A 22,908-nucleotide genomic window follows, 5' to 3' on the forward strand; every position below is an offset into this window, starting at 1 on the left:
ACCTGCCTCGTTCGGCCATGCGCAATGAAGCGTTTCAGATTTTATTCATATGAGCGGAATAATTCACGCCAGTTTGTCAACGAAGGGATTTTTGTGGAGGGCGTGTCCGCGCGTTGTGAAAGGCGGGGCTTTCCGCCGGCCGCGCCGCCGCCGGGGGAATCGGGCAAAGCGGAACAATCGTCTGTCCGGAAACTTGGCCGGATCCGGCCGGGGCGCACGGCCCCCGGCCGGGGCGCGCAGGGGGCGCCCGCTAGGCGACCCAGACGGTGGTGATGTTGCAGAACTCCCGGATGCCGTGGCCGGACAGCTCGCGGCCGAAACCGGAGCGCTTGACGCCGCCGAACGGCAGGGCCGGGTGCGAGGCCGTCATGCCGTTGAAGAACACCCCGCCCGCCTGGATGTCCCGCACGAAGCGCTCCTGTTCGGCCGGGTCCTCCGTCCAGACGTTGGAGCTGAGTCCGAACGGGGTGTCGTTGGCCAGGGCGACCGCCTCGTCCAGGTCGGCCGCCCGGTAGACGGTGGCGACCGGGCCGAAGGTCTCCTCGTGGTGGATCCGCATCTGCGGGGTGATGCCGCTCAGCACCGTCGGCTCGTAGAACCACCCGCCGTCCAGGCCCGGCCCGTCCAGGCCCTGCGGCCGACGGCCGCCGCACTCCACCCGGGCCCCGCGCGCCCGCGCGTCGTCGACCAGCTCGGCCAGGTCGTCCCGCCCCTGCCGGCTGGCCAGCGGGCCGACCTGGGTGGCCTCGTCCATCGGATCGCCGACCTTGAGCGCCCGCATCGCCCCGGTGAACGCCTCGGTGAACCGGTCGTAGACGTCGGTGTGCACGATGAACCGCTTGGCGGCGATGCAGGACTGCCCGTTGTTCTGCGCCCGGGCCGTGACGGCGGTGGCGACGGCGGCGTCCAGGTCCGCGCTCGGCAGGACGACGAACGGGTCGCTGCCGCCCAGCTCCAGCACCGCCTTCTTCACCTCGTCGGCCGCCGTGGCCGCGACCGCCCGCCCGGCCGGCTCGCTGCCGGTGAGCGTCACGGCGGCCACCCGGGGGTCGCGGATCACCTTCTCCACCGCGTCCGAGCCGATCAGCAGGGTCTGGAAGCAGCCCTCCGGGAAGCCGGCCCGGTGGAACAGCTCCTCCAGCGCCACCGCCGTGCGCGGCACGTTGGACGCGTGCTTGAGCAGGCCGACGTTGCCGGCCATCAGCGCCGGCGCGGCGAACCGCACCACCTGCCAGAACGGGAAGTTCCACGGCATCACCGCCAGGACCACGCCCAGCGGCCGGTAGCGCACGTACGCGCGGGCCGCGCCGGAGTCGGCCACGTCGGCGGGCTCGGGGTGCTCGTCGGCCAGCAGCGCCTCGGCGTTCTCGGCGTACCAGCGCATCGCCTTGGCGCACTTGGCGGCCTCGGCGCGGGCGGCGGTGAGCGGCTTGCCCATCTCCTCGGTCATCGTCCGGGCGACGGTCTCGCGCTCCTGGTCGAGCAGGTCGGCGGCGCGGCGCAGCAGGCCGGCGCGCTGGGCGAAGGAGGTGGTGCGGTACGTCCGGAAGGCCGCCTCGGCGCGGGCCAGCCGCTGTTCGAGGCCGGCCGGGTCCAGCGGTTCGAAGGTCTCCAGGGTCTCGCCGGTCGCGGGGTTCACGCTTGCGATGGGCATCGGGGCCCTCCCAGGGGGTGCGCGGAGTGGACGGGTCGGTCCTCCCACCCTCGCCCACCGCCCGCGCGCGGGCACGCCACCGCCGCCCGGCGTGTCCCGCCGGGCGGTGGTGCGCGGACCGTGGAACTACTCCGGCAGCGACTCGGCGCGGGCCGCCGCCCCGCGGGCACGGGCGCCGGCCCTGGTCCGGCCGGCGGTGACCAGGCGGTTGGGGAAGCGGTGCAGGTACTCCGCCTCCAGCTGGCCGGTCCGCAGGGTGTGGCGCTTGAGCGCCTCCTCGGAGCCGTACAGGAAGGTCTCGTGCCTGGTCCGGTGCAGCTGTTCCAGCTCGTGCACCAGGGTGTCGTTGTCCAGGGCGTGCGGGGAGATGCCCTCGGGCCTGGCGTGCGGGGCGTCGGGGTGCCGCATGTCCACTCCCTCCTCGGCGGGAACCGGGAACAGGAAACCCCCCGAGTACCCGGTGCCCCGCCCGCCCCTCCGGTACACCCGCCCGTGGGTCGCACCATGGACAAGAATTCGCGTACAAGGACTGTTGCACAAGAGCTCTTGTGGTTATCCTCGCCGCATGACCGAGCCGACAGAGCCCACCGAGCCCACCGAGGCCACCGAGGCCACCGAGCCCACCGCGTCTCAGCAGCCCGCCGCCGGGCCCGCCGCGGGCGGTGTCCGGCAGATCGCCGACTCCCGCGTCCTGGCCGCCCTCACCCACCCCGTGCGCCGCCGCCTGCTGGACCTGCTCACGGTGGACGGCCCCGCCACCGTCGGCCTGCTCGCCGAACGCACCGGCCAGGCCGTCGGCAGCATCAGCCACCACCTCAAGGTGCTGGTCGGCGCCGAGCTCGTCGAGGAGGCCCCGGAGCTGGCCCGCGACCGGCGCGAGCGCTGGTGGCGCCCGACCGCCGGCACCCCGCGCTGGCGGCGCGCCGACTTCGCCGCCGACCCGGCCGCCGAGGCCGTCGCCGACGCGGCCGGCTCGCTCCAGCTGGAGCGCCAGGCCGCCCTGGTGCGCGGCTGGTCCGCCGCCCGCGACGACTACCCCGAGCCCTGGCGGGAGGGCTGCGCCGTGGCCACCGAGACCTGGCTGCGGCTCACCCCGGAGGAGGCCCGCGAGCTCGCCGGCGAGCTGGTCTCGGTGCTGGCCCGGTGGGCCGCCCGGCCGGTCCCCGAGGACGGTCGGGCCCGGGAGTCCGTGTTCGCCTTCGCCCACAGCGTCCCGGCCCGGCCGTGACGGACACCGGTCCGCGGGGCGCGCCCCGGTTACCCGCCGGCCTGTTCGCCCACCGCGACTTCCGGCTGCTCTGGGCGGGCGAGACGGTCAGCCGCCTCGGCTCCGCCGTCACCGCCGTCGCCCTGCCGCTGGTCGCGGTGGTCGCGCTGGACGCCGGGCCGCTCGCCACCGGGCTGCTGAGCGCCGCCGTCTGGCTGCCCTGGCTGCTGATCGGCCTGCCGGCCGGGGTGTGGGTCGGGCGGTGGCGCCGGCGCACCGTCCTGGTCCGGGGCAACCTCGTCTCGGCGGCGCTGTACGCCTCCGTCCCGGCGGCCGGGTGGTTCGGCGTGCTGACCCTCGCCCAGTTGCTGCTGGTCGCCCTGCTCGCGGGGACCGCGGCGGTCTTCCTCGGCACCGCCCACCAGGCCTGTCTGCCGGACCTGCTGCGGCCCGAGCGGCTCACCGAGGGCAACGCCAAGCTCCAGGGCGGCGCCTCGGCCGCCCAGGTCGCCGGGCCGGGCGTGGCGGGGCTCACCGTGCAGGCCTTCGGCGCCGCCGCCGGGCTGCTGGTCGACGCGGCGAGCTTCCTGGTGGCGGCGGGCGCGCTGCTGCTGATCCGCGAGCGGCGGACGGCGGCTCCGGAGCCCGATCCGGCCCCGCTCGGCCGCCAGGTCCGCGAGGGGCTGACCTTCGTCCGCCGAGATCCGTACCTCGGCGCGCTGCTGCGCTACGGGGCCGTGGCCAACCTGGCGCTGGCCGGCTACCAGGCGGTGGCGGTGCTCTTCCTGATCGACGGGCTCGGTGTGGCCCCCTCGGCGGTCGGCTGGCTGGGCGCGGCCGGGGCGCTCGGCGGCGTGGCCGGGGCGGCGATCGCCCGCCCGGTCACCCGGCGCCACGGCACGGCGCGCGGCGTGCTGCTCGTCCTGCTCGCCGTCACCCCCTTCGGCCTGCTGCTGCCGTCCGCCCGGCCCGGCGCGGGGGTGCTGCTGTACGCGGCCGGGCTGGCGGTGCTGGTGGGCGGCGTGGTGCTCGCCAACGTGGTGCTCGCCGGCTTCCGGCAGCGCTACGTGCCGCCCGCGCTGCTCAGCCGGGTGGTGGCCACCTCGCTGGCCGCCGGCCAGGCCACCATCCCGCTCGGCGCGGTGACCGGCGGCGCCCTGGGACAGTGGCTCGGCCTGCGGCCGACGATGTGGATCATGGTCTCGCTGCTGGTGGCCAGTGCCGCCCTGCTCATCGCCTCGCCGCTGCGGCGGGTGCGCGACCTGCCCGATGCGTGGTCGGGGACCGCGGAATCGTAGGATGACCACTTCGTATCCATACCGCGATCCCCGGACAGGCACCGATGCCCCTCCCCAAGGCCGAACTGCACCTGCACATCGAAGGCACCCTGGAGCCCGAGCTCGCCTTCGCGCTCGCCGCCCGCAACGGCGTCACCCTGCCGTACGCGGACACCGAGGAGCTGCGGCGTGCCTACGCCTTCTCCGACCTGCAGTCCTTCCTCGACCTGTACTACGCGCTGATGGCCGTGCTGCGGACCGAGGAGGACTTCGCCGAGCTCGCCGAGGCCTACCTGGCCCGGGCGGCGGAGCAGGGCGTGCGGCACGCCGAGATCTTCTTCGACCCGCAGGCGCACACCGCGCGCGGGGTGCCGCTGGCCGTCGTGGTGGACGGCCTCGGGCGGGCGCTGGACCGCAGCGAGGAGCGGCACGGGATCAGCACCCGGCTGATCATGTGCTTCCTGCGCGACGAGTCCGCCGAGTCCGCGCTGGAGACCTTCGAGGCCGCCCGCCCCTGGTTCGGCGGCCGGATCACCGGCATCGGCCTGGACTCCGCCGAGGTCGGCCACCCGCCGGCCAAGTTCCGCGAGGTCTACCGGCGCGCCGCCGAGGCCGGCCTGCACCGGGTCGCCCACGCCGGCGAGGAGGGCCCGGCCGCGTACATCACCGAGGCGCTGGACGTGCTCGGGGTGGAGCGGATCGACCACGGGCTGCGCTGCCTGGAGGACCCGGCGCTGGTCGAGCGGCTGGTCCGGGAGCGGATCCCGCTCACCCTCTGCCCGCTCTCCAACGTCCGGCTGCGCTGCGTCGACACCCTCGCCGACCACCCCCTGCCCGCCATCCTCGACGCCGGCCTGCTGGCCACCGTCAACTCCGACGACCCGGCCTACTTCGGCGGCTACGCGGGGGACAACTTCGACGCCCTCGCCGAGGCCCTCGGCCTGGACGACGAGACCCTGCGGCTGCTGGCGGCCAACTCCTTCCACGCCTCCTTCCTCGACGAGGACCGGCGCGCCGCCCTGCTCGCCGAGGTCGCCGCCTACGCGTTCGCGGCCCGGGCCGCCGTCCGGGCGTAGTGCAGCAGGACCACGCCGCTGCCGAAGGCGCGGGTGGTCAGCAGCTCCAGGTCGGCCGGGGCGGCGTCGGGCGGGAAGATGCGCCGGCCCCGGCCGAGCAGGACCGGGTGGACGTAGACGCGGTACTCGTCGATCAGGTCCAGCTCGCGGAAGGAGGCGGCCAGCTCGCCGCCGCTCAGCGAGAGGTCGCCGGCCGCGGACGCCTTGAGCGCCGCGACGGCGGCCGGGGTGACCTCGGGCAGCACGGTGGTGTTCCACTCGGCGTGCCGCAGGGTGCGGGAGAAGACCGTCTTCGGCATCTCCCGCCAGATCCGGGCGAACTCGATCATCGGGGCGGTGGCGGCCGGATCGTGTTCGGCGGTCGGCCAGTAGTCGGCCATCAGCTCGTGGGTGACCCGGCCGGACACGAAACCGCCCAGCCGGGCCAGCTCCTCGTTGAAGTGGCTGTGCAGTTCGTCGTCGACGCGGGACCAGGAGATGTCACGCCCCGGCCCCTCGAAGCAGCCGTCGAGCGAGACGGACACGAACAGGACGATCCTCGGCATCACGGCCTCGCAGGGGTTCGCGGGAGCCGCCCGCCCCCGGGCCGGTCCGGCTCCGGGGGCGAGCGGGGGGCTCAGATCAGCGTGGACCAGTAGTACCAGAACCGCTTGAGGATCAGCAGCACGATCACCGCGTACCAGAGCGCCGGAACCACCCAGTGGTAGCGCGCCGCCTCCCGCACCACCGGCCGCAGGCCGCGCGGCACCGGGATGACGCCCGAGCGCAGGTTGTGCAGCGTGGTGTACCAGAACAGCGGGATCATCGCCGCCCACACCACCATGCAGTACGGGCAGAGCGCCCCGATCCGGTACAGCGCCTGGTACATCAGCCAGGTCACGAAGCCGATCCCGAACACCGTCCCGGCCTGCAGGCCCAGCCAGAACCAGCGCCGGTAGGCGGCGCCCGCCAGCAGCCCGGCGCCGATCGTGATCACCACCGCGAACCCGGCGAGGCCGATCAGCGAGTTGGGGAAGCCGAAGGCCTCGGCCTGGTCGCTGCGCATGACCGAGCCGCAGCTGATGATCGGATTGATATTGCAGTTCGGGACGTAGGACGGGTCCTTCAGCAGCCGGATCTTGTCCAGCGTGAGGACCGCCGAGGCGAACAGCCCCAGCGCGCCGCCGATCACCAGCAGCAGGGCGAACGGGCGGCTCGCGCCGTAGGTGCGGCGCTCGGCGGCGGCGGTCATCCGGTCACCTGCGCGACCATCGCGGTGAACTTCTCCGGCGGCACGGGGGCGCCGCCCGCGAAGACGTCGAGCTTCTGGCCGTTCAGCCGGACCGTCGGGGTGCCGGTGACGCCGCTCTTGTCGAAGGCCTTGTTCACCTGGTTGGCCCACGGCAGGTAGGTGCCCTCCTGGACCGCCTTGACGAAGCCGTCGGTCTTCAGGCCCGGCACCTGGCCGGCCAGGTCGAGCAGGTGGTTGACGTCACCGAAGGCGTCGTCGCGCTCGTCCGGCTGGTGGGCGTAGAGCACGTCGTGGAACTGCTTGAACTTGTCCACGCCCTCGTTCAGCGCCGCGCCGGCGGCGGCCAGCGCGGTGCGCGAGCCCTTCCCGCCCAGGCCCTGGTCGAGGAAGGTCGCCAGGTGGTACTCGATCTTGTACGTGCCGGCGTCGGCGAGCTGCTGCATGGTCGACCCGGTGGTGGTCTCCAACTGCTCGCAGTACGGGCAGCGGAAGTCCTCGTAGACCTCCAGGGTGTGCGGGGCGTCGGCCTTGCCGTAGGTGATCACGGTGCCGTCCGCGCCGCCCGCGTTGGCCGGCACGACCAGCGGGCCGGAGGCGCCGGCGTCACCGGAGCCGGAGGAGCCGCCGACGGCGAAGGCCACGCCCGCGACGAGCGCGAGCACGGCGGCGGAGGCGGCGCCGACCACGGTCCGGCGGCGGATCCGGGCGGCCCGGTCGGCGCGCTCGCGCTCCGCGCGCATCCGCTCGGTGGCGGCCCGGCGCTCGGCCTTGCGGTCGGCGGCGGTCTTCGGGGTCTTCTTGGGGGAGGTGCTCATGGAGAAGTCGTCCTGGTGCTCGTGGAACGGCGTGCGGGCGCGGGGGCGGCACGGCCGGCCGAGGACCGGTGGACCCGCGGGTGCGCGGGGTCGCGGGTCGGCTCAGCGGGCCGGCGCGAACACCGGCGGCCCGCGCCGGACGGCGGGGCGCAGCACCACGGACTCGGCGGGCACCCGGACGCGGCTGGCGCGCGGGAACGGCACCCGGACCACCGGGCGGGCCGGCAGCGGGGCGGTGAGCAGCAGCACCAGCCGGCGGCCGGCCGCGGCGGCGAAGCGCTGGGCGAAGTCGCCGAGGATCCGCACCGAACGGGCCAGGCCGCACAGCGCGGCGTCGGCGCTGCGCAGCCAGGCGGCGGCGGCCAGGGCCAGCGCGCCGTGCAGGAGCAGCAGCACCACCAGCCCGGCCGGCCGGGAGAGGCCGTGGCCGAGCAGCAGCCCGCCGAGCGAGCCGCCGCCGCAGAGCAGCGGTTCGAGGCCGCGCGCGGTGCCGGGCGGCAGCGAGGGGCAGGTCGACTGGGCGAGGTCGAACAGGGCGCTCAGGCCCAGTTCCAGCGGAAGGAACACCGCCGCGACGGCCCGGAAGCCGCGCTCGCGGCCGGCCAGGGCGAAGGCCACCGCGAAGACGGCGGCGCCGGCCACGGCCAGCGTGCCGAGCGGCAGCGGACGGCCGGTGACGAGCACCTGGCCGAGGCCCGCGAGCAGCACGAGCAGCGCGGCGAAGATCGCCGCGCGCAGCGTCCTGGGGAGCGGGGCCGTGCTCATGGGTCCCGAGTGTGCCACAGGTGGCAGGCCGTGCGACGCGGCCCGCGGACTGCTGTGAAGATCCTCACCACCGCCTCTGAGCTGCGCTTACAGCCCGTTTACGTCCACGACCCCGGGGGCCCGGACGACCGGCGCCGGCGGCTCGGCCGCCGCCGTCACCCGGGCCTCGACCAGTTCCCGGAAGTGCTCAAGGTCGCTCCGCACGGCGCGTTCGACGGCCCCGGCGAGCGCGAAGCCGCGCGGCCCGCCGAACACCTCGTGCACCGCCCGCGGGTCGTACTCGACCCGGATCTGCACCCGGGTGTGCGCGCGGTCGAGCGGGCGCAGCGCGAAGGCGCCGTGCAGCGGCGGGCCGTCCAGGGTGCGCCAGGTCATCACCCGGCCGCGCCCCCGGTCGGTGATCTCGGTCTCGACGTCCCACTCGGTGCCGGCGATCTCCACTTCGAGGTGGGCGAGGTTGCGGCCGTGCGGCTGGGCGCTGCGCACGCCGTCGACGAAGCGCGGGTACTCGTGGACCCGGTGCAGCTGTTCCCAGGCGGCGAGCACCGGGGCCTCGACGTCGATCTGTTCCTCGAGCGTGCTCATGACGGAGCCGGACCTCCTCGGCTGGCGCGCGGGCCACCCCTCCAGCCTGCGCCGGGGCGCGCCGGACGGCAAAGGCGGCGAACGGGGGGACGGCGCGGGCGCGGGGGCGGGCGGGGAGCGGGTGGCTGGGCGAGACTGGGCGCATGCCGGAGCTGCCCGAGGTCGAGGCCCTGACCGCCTACCTGTCGCAACGGCTGACCGGGCGGGTGATCGCCGAGGTCCAGCCGGTGGCGATCAGCGCCCTCAAGACCTACGACCCGCCGGTGACCGCGCTGGCCGGTCTGACCGTCGGCCCGGTGGTGCGGCGCGGCAAGTTCCTCGACATCGAGGCCGGTGGCCTGCACCTGGTGGTCCACCTGGCCCGGGCGGGGTGGCTGCGCTGGAAGGAGGACCTGCCCGCGCTGCCGCCGCGGCCGAGCGCGCGCAACCCGCTGGCGCTGCGGGTGCGGCTGGCGGGCCCGGGGGCGGACGGCTTCGACCTCACCGAGGCGGGCACCAGGAAGGGGCTCGCGGTGTACGTGGTGCGGGAGGCGGCGGAGGTCCCGGGGGTGGCCCGGCTCGGCCCGGACCCGCTGGATCCCGGCTTCGACCTGGAGCGCTTCCGGGCCCTGCTGAGCGGCGAGCGGCGCCGGATCAAGGGCGTGCTGCGGGACCAGAGCGTGCTCGCGGGTGTCGGCAACGCCTACTCGGACGAAGTGCTGCACGCGGCGCGGATGTCCCCGTACAAGCTGGCGGCCGACCTGTCGCCGGAGGAGACGGAACGGCTGTTCGAGGCGCTCGGCACGACGCTGCGCGAGGCGGTGGAGCGCTCGCGCGGGCTGGCCGCGGGGGAGCTGAAGGCGGAGAAGAAGCTGGGCCTGCGGGTGCACGGGCGGACCGGGCAGCCGTGTCCGGTCTGCGGGGACACCGTGCGGGAGGTGTCCTTCGCGGACTCCTCGCTGCAGTACTGCCCGACCTGCCAGACCGGGGGCAGGCCGCTCGCGGACCGGCGGATGTCCCGGTTGCTGAAGTGAGACCGGTCCACCCGGAGTGCCCGGCCCGCGGGCCGGCCCCGCCCGGTGGTGGCAGTGGGCGGGGCCGGTGGCGGCCCGGGGACGGCCGGCAGTGGCTCAGATCTTTCGGGCGACGCCGCCCCAGTAGTACGCGGCGTACGGGTCCTCGGGCCGCTCGCCCTCCGGGTGCCAGGCCATCACCGGGGCGACGCCGGGCTCGACCAGCTCCCAGCCGTCGAAGAACCGGGTGACGTCCTCCTTGCTGCGCGGCACCAGGGTCATCCCGGCGGCGCGGGCGGAGGCGGTCACCTGGGCGACGGCGGCCTCGTTGAAGTCCTGGGTCGGGTGGGTGAGCGCCAGGTAGCTGCCGGCGGGGAGCGCGTCGCGCAGCGCGGCGACCTTGCCCCACGGGTCGTCCTCGTCGGCGATCAGCATCAGCACGGCGATCATCAGCAGGCCGACCGGCTGGGAGAGGTCCAGCGTCGAGTTGAGGGCCGGGTCGGCCAGCAGCTCGGCGGGCTTGCCTAGGTCGGCGTGGATGTAGGTGGTGCGGCTGGCCGGGGTGGAGACCATCAGCGCGCGGGCGTGGGCCAGCACGATCGGGTCGTTGTCGACGTAGACGACCCGGGTGCCCTCGCTCGCCGCCGAGGCGATCTCGTGGGTGTTCGGCGAGGTGGGGATGCCGGTGCCGAGGTCGAGGAACTGGCGGATGCCGTAGCGCTCGGCGAGGTGGCGCACGGCGCGGCCCTGGAAGGCGCGGTTCTCCTTGGCCTGCGCCTTCATGGTGGGCACGGCCTTCTCGATGGCCTGGCCCATCGCGCGGTCGGGCGGGAAATTGGTCTTGCCGCCCAGCCAGTAGTCGTACACCCGGGCGGAGTGCGGGGTGCTGGTGTCCACCCCGTACTTCTCCCACTGGCTCAGTTCGGCGTCGTCGCTGTCGGAGCGGTCGGCGAAATCCTGACTTCTCGTCATGGCCACGTCCTCTGAAGACAGATCATCACACTGGGAGAGGTCAGAGTAGCGGTACCGACGGGAGTCCGGTCAGGGGGTGGGCGAACCGGCCGTGACATGCGCCGTTGGGGTGGTGATCGAGCCCGTCGGAGTTGCCGCTGGGAGGCCGGACGGTGAACGGGGGAGAGATGCAGAATGCTGTCTGATCGTCAGATTACTTCGCGAAGGTTGCTGCTGGTCGCGGCGGGGATGTCGCTGCTCGGGCTGGCCGGCTGCGGCCGGGCCTCGGAGATGCTGGAGACCGCCGGGCTGGGCGGGTACCCGAGGTCGGAGGCGGCGCCGGGCTCTCCGGCCGACAGCCCGAGCCCGTCCGCCGTTCCGGCCGTCGTTCCGTCCGAGACCCCGACCGCGCCGCCGGCCCCCTCTGCCGCTCCGGCCTCCGCCGCTCCGGCGTCCACCGCCGCCGCGAGCCCCGCCGCCGCGACCGCCTCGGCGGCGCCCGCCCCCTCGGCCCCCGCCCCGGCCGCGCCGACGCCCGCGCGGGCGCTGTCGGCCGCCGAGGCCAAGCCGGTGTACGAGCTGGACGCCGCGCGGCAGGTGGTCGCGCTGACCATCGACGACGGCCCCGACCCCCGGCACACCCCGACCGTGCTGACGCTGCTGGAGCGGTACGGCATCCGGGCCACCTTCTTCCTGATCGGCGAGAACGCCGTCGAGCACCCCGACCTGGTCCGCGAGATCGCCGCCCGCGGCCACCACATCGCCAACCACACCTGGACCCACCCCGACCTGCGGAGTCTGTCCGAGGGCAAGGTCCGCGACGAGCTGGAACGCACCTCCGACCTGCTGCACCGGGCCACCGGCAAGGTGCCGACCTGGTTCCGGGCGCCCGGCGGCGACTGGTCCTCGACCGCCCTGCGGGTGAGCGCGGAACTGGGCATGCGGCCGATGGCCTGGTCGGTCGACCCCCGGGACTGGGCCCGCCCCGGGACGGGCGTGATCACCGACCGGATCCTCAAGGACGTCCGCCCCGGGGCGATCGTGCTCAACCACGACGGCGGCGGGGACCGCTCGCAGACGGTGGCGGCGCTGAAGACCTACCTGCCGGTGCTGATCGACTCCGGCTACCGCTTCACCGCCCCGCCCGGCTGAGCCGGTCGGCGCAGCGGGGCCGAGGGCGTGCGAGCAGCGGAGGACAAGCAAACGGGTGAATGCAGAAGTCGCGGGAAACGCGCTTAAACCCCCCGAAAGGATGGATTAGCAGAATCGTTTCCCTGCTTTTTGGGCCTCTAGGGTGATCTCGCACCAATTCCCCAGGTACCTCCGCGTACCGCCTGAAAGGGCCACCCGCCATGCGTCTGCGCAACGCCGTGCTCGCCGTCACCAGTGCGATCGCGCTCGTCCTCGCCGTCCCGGTCTCCGCCAACGCCGCCGACGGCGAATTCCGCTACAAGTACGGCGCGGACTTCGCGGGCGCGCTGGTCGACCCGCGGAGCGGAACCTGCATCGACCTGCCGGAGGCCGGCGAGGACGAGCCGGCGTACGCGCCGTCGAACCAGACCCGCTCGACCGCCACCGCCTTCCTCGACTCCGGCTGCGCGGGCGACACGTACTTCGTGCTGCGGCCGGGCGGGCGGGCCGGCGACCGGCTGCTGGTCCGCTCGGTGGTCTTCTCCTGAGCCGCTCCCGAACGCGTCAAGCGGGTCCGAGTTCGGACGAAGCACGGGACATCGCGGTGATTGGTTGAGACCATTCCGGTGAACCGGCCGTGAACAGCGGCCGGCGGAGCGCCTGACGACACCGGGAGCAGCCGTGCCGATCCGAACAGCCGGGCTCCCCGCCCGGGCCCGCAGAACACTCGTCCTCGCCGTCGTCCTGCTGCTCGCCGCGGTCGGCTTCGGGGTGCGGCAGGTGGCCGGCGGCGAGGACACCGGCCCGGAGCGGGCGCCCGCCGTACCCGCCGGCCCGCGCACCGCGGACCGGATCGTCCCGGTGCCGCTCTCGGTCGCCGCCGGCTCCGGCCCCGGCTACCGGCTCACCGAGCGCACCGCCGTCCGGACCGTCCCCGGGACCGAGGCCGTCGAACGGCAGGCCGGGGAGGTGCGGCGGATCGCCGGGCAGCTCGCCGAGGCGCTGCGCCGTCCGACCGGACTGCCGCTCCCGCTGGCCGACGACGCCGGTGCGGCGGGCGGCGAGGGGATCAGCCTGCTGCTCGATCCCGGGCTCCCCGAGGCGACCGGCACCGAGGGGTACCGGCTGACCGCCGACGCCACCGGGGTGCGGATCACCGCCCGGACCCCGGAGGGCCTCTACCGCGGCACCCAGACCCTCCGCCAGCTGCTGCCGCCGCAGATCGAGAGCCCGCGCCCGGTCGCCGGCGGCCCGGAGTGGACGGTCGCGCCGGTCACCGTCGAGGACCGTCCGCGCTACGGCTACCGGGGCGCGATGCTCGACGTCGCCCGCCACTTCTTCACCCCCGCCGAGGTCAAGGGGTTCATCGACCGCCTCGGCCTGTACAAGGTCAACCACCTGCACCTGCACCTGAGCGACGACCAGGGCTGGCGGATCGCCGTCCCGTCGCGGCCCGCGCTGACCGGGGTCGGCGCGGTCAGCGAGGTCGGCGGCACCCCCGGCGGGTTCTACACCGCGGCCGACTACCAGGAGATCGTCCGCTACGCCCAGGAGCGGTACCTGACCGTCGTCCCCGAGATCGACCTGCCCGGCCACAGCAACGCGATCCTCGCCTCCTACCCGGAGCTGGACTGCACGAGGAGCGCCCGCCCCTGGCCGTACACCGGGATCGAGGTCGGCTTCTCCACGCTCTGCCCCACCGGTGACGCCGTCTTCGCCTTCACCCAGGAGGTGATCACCGAGCTGGCCCGGCTGACCCCCGGGCCGTACCTGCACATCGGCGGCGACGAGGTGAAGAAGATCCCCCCGGCCGAGTACGCCGACTTCGTGCGGCGGGTGGACGCCCAGGTGCTCGCCGCCGGGAAGACCGCGGTCGGGTGGAACCAGACCGCGGCGGGCGGGGTCGGGCTGCTCCAGTTCTGGGACGGCCGGGGCGGGCGCGACGCCGAGCTGAAGGAGGCCGCCGAGCGCGGCGCCAAGGTGATCATGTCGCCGTCCGGCCGCACGTACCTCGACATGAAGTACGAGTCCGGCTACCCGCTCGGGCTGGTCTGGGCCGGCACCATCGACGTCCGGACCGCCTACTCCTGGGACCCGGACACCCTGCTGCCGCTGCCCGCCGGCTCCGTGCTCGGCGTCGAGGCGCCGCTGTGGACCGAGACCCTGGACACCCCGGAACAGCTGGACCTGATGCTGCTGCCCCGGCTGCCCGCGCTCGCCGAACTGGGCTGGTCGTCGAAGGAGAGCCACTCCTGGGAGCGGTTCAAGAGCCGCCTCGCCGAGGAGGGCGCGCGCTGGGAGGCGGCCGGTTACCGCTACGAGAAGCGGTCCGAGGTGCCCTGGCCCGCCCCGTGAACCTCGGGGTGGGGGATCGTCCGGCGGCGGCGTAGCGTGACGAGGGGAGGGTTCGCGCAGGTCCCGAGACGGCGCAGGAGGAACGATGTCCGAACGGGAACCGGACCCGGCGAAGCAGGAGGAGTTCGCGGGTCGTGTGGTGCAGGTGCTCAACGACGCCTGCCTGGGATTCATGGCCTCCGTCGGCCACCGGACCGGCCTCTTCGACACCATGGCCTGCCTCGCTCCATCGACCAGCGAGGAGGTCGCCCGCGCCGCCGGACTGGACGAGCGCTACGTCCGCGAGTGGCTCGGCGCCATGGTGGTCGGCGGGTTCGTCGAGTACGAGCCCGGGCAGCGCACCTACCGGCTGCCGCCCGAGCACGCGGCGTCACTGACCCGGGCCGCCGGGCCCGACAACCTGGCCGGGATGATGCAGTACCTGGCCCTGATGGGCGAGGTCGAGGAGCGGATCGTCGAGGTGTTCCGCAAGGGCGGCGGGGTGCCGTACTCCGCCTACCCGCGGTTCCAGGCGCTGCAGGGCGAGGAGACCGCCGCCGTGTACGACCGGGTGCTGGTGGACGTCGTCGTGCCGCTGGTGCCGGGGCTCACCGAGCGGCTGCGCGCGGGCATCGACGCCGTCGACCTCGGCACCGGCCAGGGCCACGCCGTCAACGTGCTGGCCAAGGCCTTCCCGGCCAGCCGGTTCACCGGCGTGGACATCTCCGAGCAGGGCATCGGAGCGGCCAAGGCGGAGGCCGCCGCGCACGGCCTGGACAACGCGCGCTTCGACCTCGCCGACTCGGCCGATCTGACCGGCTCCTACGACCTGGTCACCGCCTTCGACGTGATCCACGACCTGGCCCGGCCGGGCCGCACGCTGCAGGCCGTCGCGGCCGTGCTGCGGCCCGACGGCGTCTTCCTGATGGGCGACATCGCGGCCAGCAGCCTGCTGGAGGAGAACATCGGCCACCCGCTCGCCCCGGCGCTGTACACCTTCTCGACCTTCTACTGCATGACGGTCTCGCTGGGCGAGGGCGGCGCCGGGCTCGGCACCGTCTGGGGCGAGCAGACCGCCCGCCGGATGCTGGCCGAGGCGGGCTTCGGCTCGGTGCGGGTCGAGCGGATCGAGGGCGATCCGCTCAACCAGTACTACGTGGCCCGGCTGCCGGTGGCGGCGTAGCGCACAGGGCGTCCTCCCGGGGCGGGCGGCTCCCCCGGCCCGGGTGGCCGGGGGCGGGGGCGCGGACGTAGGTTCGAAGGGTCCCCGTGTGAAGGGAGGGCGGCGATGTCCGGCAACGGCTACGCACACCCCGAGGCGCTGGTCGGCACGGAGTGGCTGGCCCAGCACCTGGACGACGGCACGCTCCGGGTCGTCGAGGTGGACGAGGACACCGGAGCCTACGCCCGCGGTCACCTGCCCGGCGCGGTCGGCTGGGACTGGACCACCGACCTGCACAGCAGGGTCGGCCGCGACTACGCCGACCGGGCGGGCGTCGAGCACCTGCTGCGCGCCGCCGGGGTCGAGGACGACACCACCGTGGTGCTGTACGGCGGCAACGACAACTGGTTCGCCGCCTACGCCTTCTGGCTGCTGAGGCTGCGCGGCTTCGGCCCGGTGCGGCTGCTGGACGGCGGGCGCAAGAAGTGGGAGCTGGAGGGGCGCGAGCTGACCGAGGAGGTCATGGACTACCAGCACAGCCCCTACCGGCTGACCGGGCCCGAGCACCCCGAGGTGCGGGCGCTGCGGGACGAGGTGCTGGCCAGGGCGGAGGTGTTCGCCAAGCCGGGGTCGGACGCGGTGCTGGTGGACGTCCGCTCGCCGGCCGAGTACCGGGGCGAGGCGCTGGCCCCGCCGCACCTGCCCCAGGAGCAGGCGCAGGTGCCCGGCCACATTCCCGGTGCGGTCAACATCCCCTGGTCGCGGGCGGCCAACGAGGACGGCACCTTCCGTTCGGCGCGGGAGCTGCGGGAGCTGTACGGCGGGCAGGGCGTCGAGCCGGAGCGCGAGGTGATCGCCTACTGCCGGATCGGGGAGCGCTCGGCGCACACCTGGTTCGCGCTGACCGAGCTGCTCGGGTACCCGCACGTCAAGAACTACGACGGCTCCTGGACCGAGTACGGCTCGCTGGTGCGGGCGCCGGTGGCCCTGGGGGCCTAGCCCATACGGTGTATGACGGCAGGTCGGAAGTTCATGACGTGCCGTCACCGGTCGGCGGCAGCGCGATGTCAACCCTGTATCTTCTTATGAACATCTCATAGTTCAGGCGTAGGGCAGGAACTGTTGGGACAAGGATCGATCCGACCCGTTGTCCCAGCAATCCTGTGGAGGACCTCCGTGCGCAAGAGGCTGATCGTCTCTGCCGCTGCCGGCGCGCTCGCCCTGCTCCTGTCCGTCCCCGCCTCCGCCGCCCAGGCCGGCCCCGGCGCCGCGGGCATCGGAGACCCCTACTACCCATACGCCGGCAACGGCGGCTACGACGTCTCGCACTACGACATCCGGCTGAAGTACCAGCCCGCCACCGATGAGCTGGAGGGCACCACCACCATCCTGGCCACCGCCACCCAGGACCTCACCCGCTTCAACCTGGACTTCGTGCTCCAGGTCAAGGAGATCCTGGTCAACGGGCGCGCCGCCACCTTCACCACCTCCGGCGAGCAGGAGCTGGTGGTCACCCCGGCCCGGACCATCGCCAAGGGCAGCCCGGTCACCGTCGTCGTCCGCTACGCCGACAAGCCCGGCGAGGTCGAGCGCGGCGGCTACTCCGCCTGGATCCGCACCGACGACGGCGGCGTGGCCGCCAACGAGCCCGAGGGTGCCGCCTGGTGGTACCCGAGCAACGACCACCCCACCGACAAGGCCACCTTCGACGTCTCGGTGCTGGTGCCCAACGGCACCGAGGTGATCAGCAACGGCACCCGGACCACCAGCCAGCGGCCCGGCTGGACCCGCTACAACTACCGGCAGAGCAAGCCGCAGGCCACCTACCTGGCCACGCTGGCGATCGGCAAGTTCGACGTCCGCCAGGACACCACCCCCGGCGGGCTGCCCGTCATCACCGCCTACAGCCCGAACCTCGGCGTCAACGCCGGCGCCGCGCGGGCCAGCGTCGAGCGCACCGGCGAGCTGACCGACTGGCTGAGCACCGTCTTCGGCGCCTACCCCTTCGACTCGGTCGGCGGCTACGTGCCCAATGTGCCCACCGGGTACGCGCTGGAGACCCAGGGCCAGATCTTCTACAGCCCCGCCCAGTTCGCCCGCGGCGCCAACACCTCCGTCGTGGTGCACGAGCTGGCCCACCAGTGGTACGGCGACAGCGTCTCCGTGCAGCGCTGGAGCGACATCTGGCTCAACGAGGGCTTCGCCCGCTACGCGCAGTGGCTCTGGTCCGAGCACGAGGACGAGGGCACCGCCCAGGAACTGGCCGACTTCTTCTACGACTACTACCCGGCCGACGACCCGTTCTGGTCGGTCAGGCCGGGCGACCCGGGCGCGGACCACCTGTTCGCCGGCGCCGTCTACGACCGGGGCGCGATCACCCTCCAGGCGCTGCGCAACACCGTCGGCGACGACACCTTCTACCGGATCCTCAAGGGCTGGGCGACCGAGCACAAGTTCGGCAACGCCACCGTCCAGCAGTTCCAGGCGTACGCCGAGCGGGTCTCCGGCCGGCCGCTGGGCACGCTCTTCAACACCTGGCTGTTCACCGTGGGCAAGCCGCCGGCGGGGACGGACGGCATCGGGACCCCGATCGCGGCGGCGGCGAGCCTGGCGCCGGGCACGGCGGCGCCGGACGCCACGGCGGGCAAGCGGCCGGAGCCGAAGTCCTGGAAGAAGATCCAGGAGACCAACACGGTGCACGAGCACCAGCACTGACGGTCGATCAGTACCGAAGCGCCGGGGCCCGGCCGTCCGTACGTGAGCGGACGGACGGGCCCCGGTGCCGTCAGCGGGGCCGCGGGGCGCGGTCCTCGGTGAGCACCAACTCCTCGATCCCGTAGAGGAATTCCTCCATCGCGGGCCGGGGGAGCACCGCCGGGTCGGCGGTCATGGCCAGCTGCAGGGCGGCGGGAGTGCGCAGGGCGTCCAGGGCGTAGGTCAGCCCGGGGCGCGGGTCGAACTCGACGGGCCAGGCGAGCGTGGTGCGCCCGTCCCCGCTCCCGCCCGCCGCTGCGCCCGGTGAGGCCGAGGCCTGGGCTGCCTGGGCGGCCTGGGCGGCCAGGTCGCCGGGGAGCAGCTCGCGGGTGTCGTTGAAGACGCAGGAGCGGTCGGCGAGCGGCACCTGCTCGGCGGTCAGCCGCTCGACCTCCGCGTCCAGCAGCCGCCGGTTGTAGTAGGCGTGCCGGTAGGCGGCGATCGACGCGGCGTGGGTGCGCCGCACCGCCTCGCCGAACTCGCCGTCGGCGTCGGTGAGGTGGAGCAGGGCGTCGCCGGCCACCACGCTGACGGCGTCGGTCAGGCCGGACAGGAAGCGGTTGTTGACCACCACCTGGAGCACCGCGTCCGAGCGGCCGGCCAGCCGGGCCGTCATGGCCGCCGCCGCCGCGAGCAGGACGGCCGAGGAGGCGGCCCGGTGGGCGGCGGCGACCCGGTCGACGGCGGGCAGCAGCGCGGGCGAGCTGAGCACGGCGTTCGGGAACCGCTCGGCGGAGCCGGCCCCGCCGCCGACCGGCGGGAAGAGCCGGGACGGGGCGGCGCGCAGCTTGCGCAGGGTGTGCGCACGGGCGTTGGCATCGCGCTTGAGGCCGCGCTCCGAGGTCTGGAACGCGGCCTCCTCCAGCGGCTGTCGGGGCGAGCGGGCGGCCCGGATGGCGTCCGGGCCGGTACCCAGGGAGAGTTCGCTGAGATCGCGAACCAGCAGGCCCATGCCGGTGCCGTCCACCGCGGTGTGGGACAGCACCAGCGAGACGAACCGCACCAGGCCGTCGGCGACCACCAGGCCGGCCCGGATCGGCCACTCGGTGCCGCAGTCGAACGGCCGGCCGGCCAGCTCCTCGTGCAACGCGGCGCCGGCGGAGGCGAGTTCCTCGCCGCCGGCGTCCGCCGCGCAGTCCCGGACCCGCACCGTCAGCCGGCCGGCCGGGTCGACCTGCTGGCGCAGGCCGGTGCCGTCCGGCTCGGGCAGCAGCCGGGTGTGCAGGGAGTCGTGCAGGTGGAGCAGGTGCCCCAGGGCGTCCAGGACGGCCGGCAGTGGCAGGCCCGGGTCGAGCGGGGCGGCGGTGGTGATGTTGAAGCGGGGCCGATCGGCGGGGGCGGAGCGGTTGACGACGTCCCAGATGGCCCGCTGACCCCAGGTGGCGGGTCCGCTGCCGGAGCGGCCGTCGGTGAAGGGTATCTCCAGTTGTCGACTCGTAGTCACCGTGGTGGTTCTCCGATGCGCTGGTTCGGATGCGGCGGATGGTGCTGTCGGGTGCGGTGGGAGCCGTGGTGGAGAGTCTGCTGCACCGCCCGGACGCCCGTCGAGCCCCCGGCACGGTCGCCGCCGTCCGCCCCGCTACGCGGCGCCCGGCGGGTGGAGCGTGCCGGTCCGGGCGACCCGGGCGTACCAGTGGGCGCTGGCCTTCGGGGTGCGGGCCAGGGTGCGGTAGTCGACGTGGACCAGGCCGAAGCGCTTGGTGTAGCCGTACGCCCACTCGAAGTTGTCCAGCAGGGACCAGAGGAAGTAGCCGCGCACGTCGGCGCCGTCGGCGACGGCCCGGTGCAGCGCCGCGAGGTGGGCGTGCACGAAGGCGGCGCGCTCGGGGTCGTCGACGGCGCCGTCCGGGCCGGGCTCGTCGGGGTAGGCCGCGCCGTTCTCGGTGACCATCAGCGGCAGCTCCGGGTGGCGGCGGGCCAGTCCGGTGAGCAGCTCGTACAGGCCGGACGGGTCGACGGCCCAGCCCATCGCGGTGCGCTCGCCCGGGGCCCGGTGGAAGCCGACCCGGTCGGCGCCCGGCCAGGGGGAGGCGCTGCCCGCGCCGTGGCCGTCCTCGCGGGCGGGGGCGGCGCCCTCCGGGGTGGCCGAGACCACGCTGGGCGTGTAGTAGTTGACGCCGAGCCAGTCCAGGCGCTGGTGGACCGCGGCCGGGTCCCCGGGGCGGACGAAGGACCAGTCGGTGAGGTGCGCGGTGTCGGCCAGCAGGTCCTCGGGGTAGCCGCCGTCCAGCATCGGGCCGAGGAACACCCGGTTGCCGACCGCGTCGATCCGGCGCACGGCGTCCCGGTCGGCGGCGGACGGGGTCAGCGGGCGCAGCGCGTGCAGGTTGAGCGACACCGACACCTGGGCGCCGGCGGGCAGCACGGAGCGCAGCGCCGAGACGGCCAGGCCGTGGCCGAGGTTGAGGTGGTGGGCGGCGCGCAGGGCGTCCACCGGATCGGTGCGGCCGGGGGCGTGCACGCCCGAGCCGTAGCCGAGGAAGGCGCTGCACCAGGGCTCGTTGAGGGTGGTCCACTGGGTGACCCGGTCGCCGAGCGCCTCGCCCGCCAGGGCCGCGTAGGCGGCGAAGCGCTCGGCGGTGCGGCGGGCGGGCCAGCCGCCGTCCTCCTCCAGCTCCTGCGGGAGGTCCCAGTGGTAGAGCGTGGCGACGGGGGTGATCCCGGCGTCGAGCAGGTCGTCGGCCAGACGGCGGTAGAAGTCCAGGCCGCGCGGGGAGGCGGGGCCCCGGCCGGTGGGCTGGACGCGCGGCCAGGCGAGCGAGAACCGGTAGGCGGTGAGGCCGAGTCCGGCCATCAGCCGGACGTCCTCGCGGAAGCGGTGGTAGTGGTCGGCGGCCACGTCGCCGGTCTCGCCGAGGTGGACCTTGCCGGGCGCGCGGCAGAAGGCGTCCCAGATCGACGGGGTGCGGCCGTCCTCGGCCACCGCGCCCTCGATCTGGTAGGCGGAGGTGGCGGCGCCCCAGAGGAAGCCGGCCGGGAAGCGGAGCGCCGCGGTGGCGGTGCTGGCGGGTCGGGTCACGGTGCTGCTCCAAACGGGTGGAAGGGGAGGGCGTGGTCAGTTCTTGACCGCGCCGGCGGTGATGCCGCCCACGATGTGTCTTCCCAGCACGGCGAAGACCAGGAGCAGCGGGAGGGTCGAGATCAGCGCGCCGGTGAGCACGATCGCCTGGTCGACGCTGTGGTTGCCGGCGCCGAGCCCGGCGAGGGCCACCTGGAGGGTCGGGTTGCCGTCCGGGGTGAGGGCGATGAAGGGCCAGAAGAAGTCGTTCCAGGCCTGCACGAAGACCAGCATGCCGAGCACGGCCATCGCCGGGCGGGCCACCGGGAACACCACGTGCCAGACCACCCGCAGGCTGTGCGCGCCGTCCATCCGGGCGGCCTCGACCAGTTCGGCGGGCAGTGCCTCGACCAGGTACTGGCGCATGAAGAACACGCCGAACGCGGCGACCAGCGAGGGCAGGGCCACCGACTGCAGCTGGTCGACCCAGCCGAGGTCGGTGACCAGCCGGTAGAGCGGGATGACGCTGAGCTGCGGCGGGATCGCCATGGTGGCGACCACCAGGGAGAGCAGGGCGCCCCGGCCGCGGAACGGCAGCCTGGCGAAGGCGAAGCCGGCCAGGGTGGAGAACAGCACGGTGGACAGTGCCACCAGGCCGGCCACCACCGTCGTGTTGACCAGCGCCCGGCCCAGGTCGACCTGGTTCCAGGCGAAGGCGAGGTTGTCGAACAGCCGGCGCCCGGGCAGCAGCGGGACCGGAGCGGTGACGACGCGCTCGCCGGAGTGGGAGGCGGCGACCACGTTCCAGTAGAGCGGGAAGAGCGAGACCAGGGCGGCCAGGCCGAGCAGCAGCCGGGTCAGCGGGCCGGCCCGGTGCTGGTGGCCGGCGCGTTGCCGCCACCGGGGGCGGCGGGCGGCGGGCGTGGGGGCGGGGGCGGTGGTCACGGTCGGTCCCTCCTGCGGCGGACGCGGGCGACGAGGACCCGGAGGGCCCCGAGCAGCAGCAGGACCAGCAGCATCACCCAGGCGATCGCGGACGCCTGCCCGAGCGCGCCGGTCACCCAGCCCTTCTCGTACATCAGCAGGCTGAGCGTCTGGAACTGGTTGCCGCTGCCGCCGCTGATCCCGAGGCTTCCGCCGAACAGCATGGGCTCGCCGAACAACTGGGTGGCGCCGATGGTGGACACCACGATGGTGAACAGGATGGTCGGGCGGATCGAGGGGATGGTCACGCTGAGGAACTGCCGCAGCCGGGAGGCGCCGTCGAGCGCCGCCGCCTCGTAGAGGTCCTGCGGCACGGCCTGCATCGCGGCGAGGTAGATCAGCGCGTTGTAGCCCGTCCAGCGCCAGGTGACGATCGCCGAGATCGCGATCTGCGCGGGCCACTTGGAGGACTCCCAGTCGACCGGGGCGAATCCCGCCCGGCCGAGGACGGTGTTGATCAGCCCGTAGTCGCTGTTGAACAGCTGGGCGAAGACCAGCGTGGCGGCGGCGACCGAGGTCGCGTACGGGGCGAGCACCGCGACCCGAAGGAAGCCCCGGCCGCGCATCCGGTAGTTGAGCAGGTGGGCCAGGCCCAGTGCGAGCAGCAGCTGCGGCACGGTGGACAGCACGCCCAGGGTGAAGGTGTTGGCCAGGGCGTTCCAGAAGTAGTGGCTGTCCCACAGGCCGGTGTAGTTCCGCAGGCCGCGCCACTCGGCCGGGCCGCCGAGCTCCACCCGGTGCAGCGAGAGCCAGCCGGTGTGGATCAGCGGGTAGAGGCCGAAGGCGGCGAAGCAGAGGAAGAACGGCGCGACGAAGGCGTACGGCGCGGCACGTCGGTCCCAGCGGTGCAGCCGGCCGCGCCAGCCGTGCCCGGGCGGGCGGCCCTTGGCGGTGTCCGGGCCCGGGACGGGCGGGGGCGGGACGGGCGGCGGGGTACCGTCGGCCGCCACCGCGGCGGGGGCGGGCATGGGCTCCTCCTTCCGGGAGGGGAT

At 74.2% G+C, this 22,908-nt stretch carries 22 protein-coding genes; 10 read left to right on the top strand and 12 right to left on the bottom strand.

Annotated features, from left to right (window positions below):
* Positions 1–250: 250 nt before the first annotated feature.
* Together ABT238_RS06205 and ABT238_RS06210 are read right to left on the bottom strand one after the other, a co-directional pair.
* On the bottom strand, positions 251–1,654 hold the full coding sequence (locus tag ABT238_RS06205; protein WP_350755694.1) for an NADP-dependent succinic semialdehyde dehydrogenase: 1,404 nt from the start codon (positions 1,652–1,654) through the stop codon (positions 251–253).
* A 126-nt stretch (positions 1,655–1,780) separates the two neighbouring features.
* Positions 1,781–2,062, bottom strand: coding sequence for a DUF6158 family protein (locus ABT238_RS06210; protein ID WP_350565759.1), 282 nt, complete (start codon positions 2,060–2,062; stop codon positions 1,781–1,783).
* A gap of 157 nt (positions 2,063–2,219) precedes the next feature.
* Between ABT238_RS06210 and ABT238_RS06215 the strand changes: the two genes are divergently transcribed.
* The 3 genes from ABT238_RS06215 to ABT238_RS06225 are packed head-to-tail and all read left to right on the top strand — an operon-like array spanning position 2,220 to position 5,214.
* Complete coding sequence (locus ABT238_RS06215) at positions 2,220–2,882, top strand: ArsR/SmtB family transcription factor (protein WP_350755696.1); 663 nt, start codon at positions 2,220–2,222, stop codon at positions 2,880–2,882.
* Positions 2,879–4,159, top strand: a complete 1,281-nt coding sequence (locus ABT238_RS06220; protein ID WP_350755698.1) for an MFS transporter — start codon at positions 2,879–2,881, stop codon at positions 4,157–4,159. The genes ABT238_RS06215 and ABT238_RS06220 overlap by 4 nt, the downstream gene beginning before the upstream one ends.
* Before the next feature lie 44 nt (positions 4,160–4,203).
* Complete coding sequence (locus tag ABT238_RS06225; RefSeq protein ID WP_350755700.1) at positions 4,204–5,214, top strand: adenosine deaminase; 1,011 nt, start codon at positions 4,204–4,206, stop codon at positions 5,212–5,214.
* On the opposite strand, the gene ABT238_RS06230 is transcribed toward ABT238_RS06225, so the two are convergent.
* The 5 genes from ABT238_RS06230 to ABT238_RS06250 form a co-directional block, all read right to left on the bottom strand.
* The gene (locus ABT238_RS06230; RefSeq protein ID WP_350755702.1) at positions 5,178–5,759 is read right to left on the bottom strand and encodes a dihydrofolate reductase family protein; all 582 of its coding nucleotides are present in this window, start codon (positions 5,757–5,759) and stop codon (positions 5,178–5,180) included. The genes ABT238_RS06225 and ABT238_RS06230 overlap by 37 nt on opposite strands.
* 71 nt (positions 5,760–5,830) lie before the next feature.
* Positions 5,831–6,445 (bottom strand): vitamin K epoxide reductase family protein, encoded by a 615-nt coding sequence (locus ABT238_RS06235; RefSeq protein ID WP_350755704.1) that lies wholly within the window; start codon positions 6,443–6,445, stop codon positions 5,831–5,833.
* Complete coding sequence (locus ABT238_RS06240) at positions 6,442–7,260, bottom strand: DsbA family protein (RefSeq protein WP_350755706.1); 819 nt, start codon at positions 7,258–7,260, stop codon at positions 6,442–6,444. The genes ABT238_RS06235 and ABT238_RS06240 overlap by 4 nt, the downstream gene beginning before the upstream one ends.
* 102 nt (positions 7,261–7,362) lie before the next feature.
* Positions 7,363–8,025, bottom strand: a complete 663-nt coding sequence (locus tag ABT238_RS06245; protein WP_350565771.1) for a hypothetical protein — start codon at positions 8,023–8,025, stop codon at positions 7,363–7,365.
* Between the two features lie 87 nt (positions 8,026–8,112).
* Positions 8,113–8,610 carry an SRPBCC family protein gene (locus tag ABT238_RS06250; protein WP_350565773.1) on the bottom strand — a complete coding sequence of 166 codons (498 nt, stop codon included), beginning with the start codon at positions 8,608–8,610 and terminating at the stop codon, positions 8,113–8,115.
* Positions 8,611–8,753: 143 nt separating this feature from the next.
* On the opposite strand from ABT238_RS06250, the gene ABT238_RS06255 reads away from it, so the two are divergent.
* Positions 8,754–9,623, top strand: a complete 870-nt coding sequence (locus ABT238_RS06255) for an Fpg/Nei family DNA glycosylase (RefSeq protein ID WP_350755708.1) — start codon at positions 8,754–8,756, stop codon at positions 9,621–9,623.
* A gap of 96 nt (positions 9,624–9,719) precedes the next feature.
* Here the strand turns inward: ABT238_RS06255 and ABT238_RS06260 are convergent, their stop codons facing one another.
* Positions 9,720–10,574 carry an SAM-dependent methyltransferase gene (locus tag ABT238_RS06260; protein ID WP_350565777.1) on the bottom strand — a complete coding sequence of 285 codons (855 nt, stop codon included), beginning with the start codon at positions 10,572–10,574 and terminating at the stop codon, positions 9,720–9,722.
* Positions 10,575–10,748: 174 nt separating this feature from the next.
* Between ABT238_RS06260 and ABT238_RS06265 the strand changes: the two genes are divergently transcribed.
* From ABT238_RS06265 to ABT238_RS06290, 6 genes are all read left to right on the top strand, one after another.
* On the top strand, positions 10,749–11,705 hold the full coding sequence (locus ABT238_RS06265; protein ID WP_350755710.1) for a polysaccharide deacetylase family protein: 957 nt from the start codon (positions 10,749–10,751) through the stop codon (positions 11,703–11,705).
* Between the two features lie 200 nt (positions 11,706–11,905).
* Complete coding sequence (locus ABT238_RS06270) at positions 11,906–12,232, top strand: hypothetical protein (RefSeq protein WP_350565781.1); 327 nt, start codon at positions 11,906–11,908, stop codon at positions 12,230–12,232.
* Between the two features lie 133 nt (positions 12,233–12,365).
* Entirely contained in the window at positions 12,366–14,039 is a 1,674-nt protein-coding gene (locus tag ABT238_RS06275) for a beta-N-acetylhexosaminidase (RefSeq protein WP_350565783.1), read from the top strand.
* Positions 14,040–14,124: 85 nt separating this feature from the next.
* Complete coding sequence (locus tag ABT238_RS06280) at positions 14,125–15,201, top strand: class I SAM-dependent methyltransferase (RefSeq protein WP_350755712.1); 1,077 nt, start codon at positions 14,125–14,127, stop codon at positions 15,199–15,201.
* Positions 15,202–15,306: 105 nt separating this feature from the next.
* The gene (locus ABT238_RS06285) at positions 15,307–16,179 is read left to right on the top strand and encodes a sulfurtransferase (protein WP_350565786.1); all 873 of its coding nucleotides are present in this window, start codon (positions 15,307–15,309) and stop codon (positions 16,177–16,179) included.
* 177 nt (positions 16,180–16,356) lie between these two features.
* On the top strand, positions 16,357–17,895 hold the full coding sequence (locus ABT238_RS06290; RefSeq protein ID WP_350565788.1) for a M1 family metallopeptidase: 1,539 nt from the start codon (positions 16,357–16,359) through the stop codon (positions 17,893–17,895).
* Between the two features lie 70 nt (positions 17,896–17,965).
* On the opposite strand, the gene ABT238_RS06295 is transcribed toward ABT238_RS06290, so the two are convergent.
* The 4 genes from ABT238_RS06295 to ABT238_RS06310 form a co-directional block, all read right to left on the bottom strand.
* Entirely contained in the window at positions 17,966–19,378 is a 1,413-nt protein-coding gene (locus ABT238_RS06295) for a condensation domain-containing protein (protein WP_350755714.1), read from the bottom strand.
* Positions 19,379–19,513: 135 nt separating this feature from the next.
* The gene (locus ABT238_RS06300; protein WP_350755716.1) at positions 19,514–20,953 is read right to left on the bottom strand and encodes a GH1 family beta-glucosidase; all 1,440 of its coding nucleotides are present in this window, start codon (positions 20,951–20,953) and stop codon (positions 19,514–19,516) included.
* 36 nt (positions 20,954–20,989) lie between these two features.
* Entirely contained in the window at positions 20,990–21,877 is an 888-nt protein-coding gene (locus tag ABT238_RS06305; RefSeq protein ID WP_350755718.1) for a carbohydrate ABC transporter permease, read from the bottom strand.
* Positions 21,874–22,884, bottom strand: coding sequence for a carbohydrate ABC transporter permease (locus ABT238_RS06310; protein WP_350565796.1), 1,011 nt, complete (start codon positions 22,882–22,884; stop codon positions 21,874–21,876). The genes ABT238_RS06305 and ABT238_RS06310 overlap by 4 nt, the downstream gene beginning before the upstream one ends.
* Between the last annotated feature and the right edge of the window lie 24 nt (positions 22,885–22,908).

The organism is Kitasatospora sp. NPDC001527, assembly GCF_040298605.1.
Lineage (GTDB): Bacteria > Actinomycetota > Actinomycetes > Streptomycetales > Streptomycetaceae > Kitasatospora.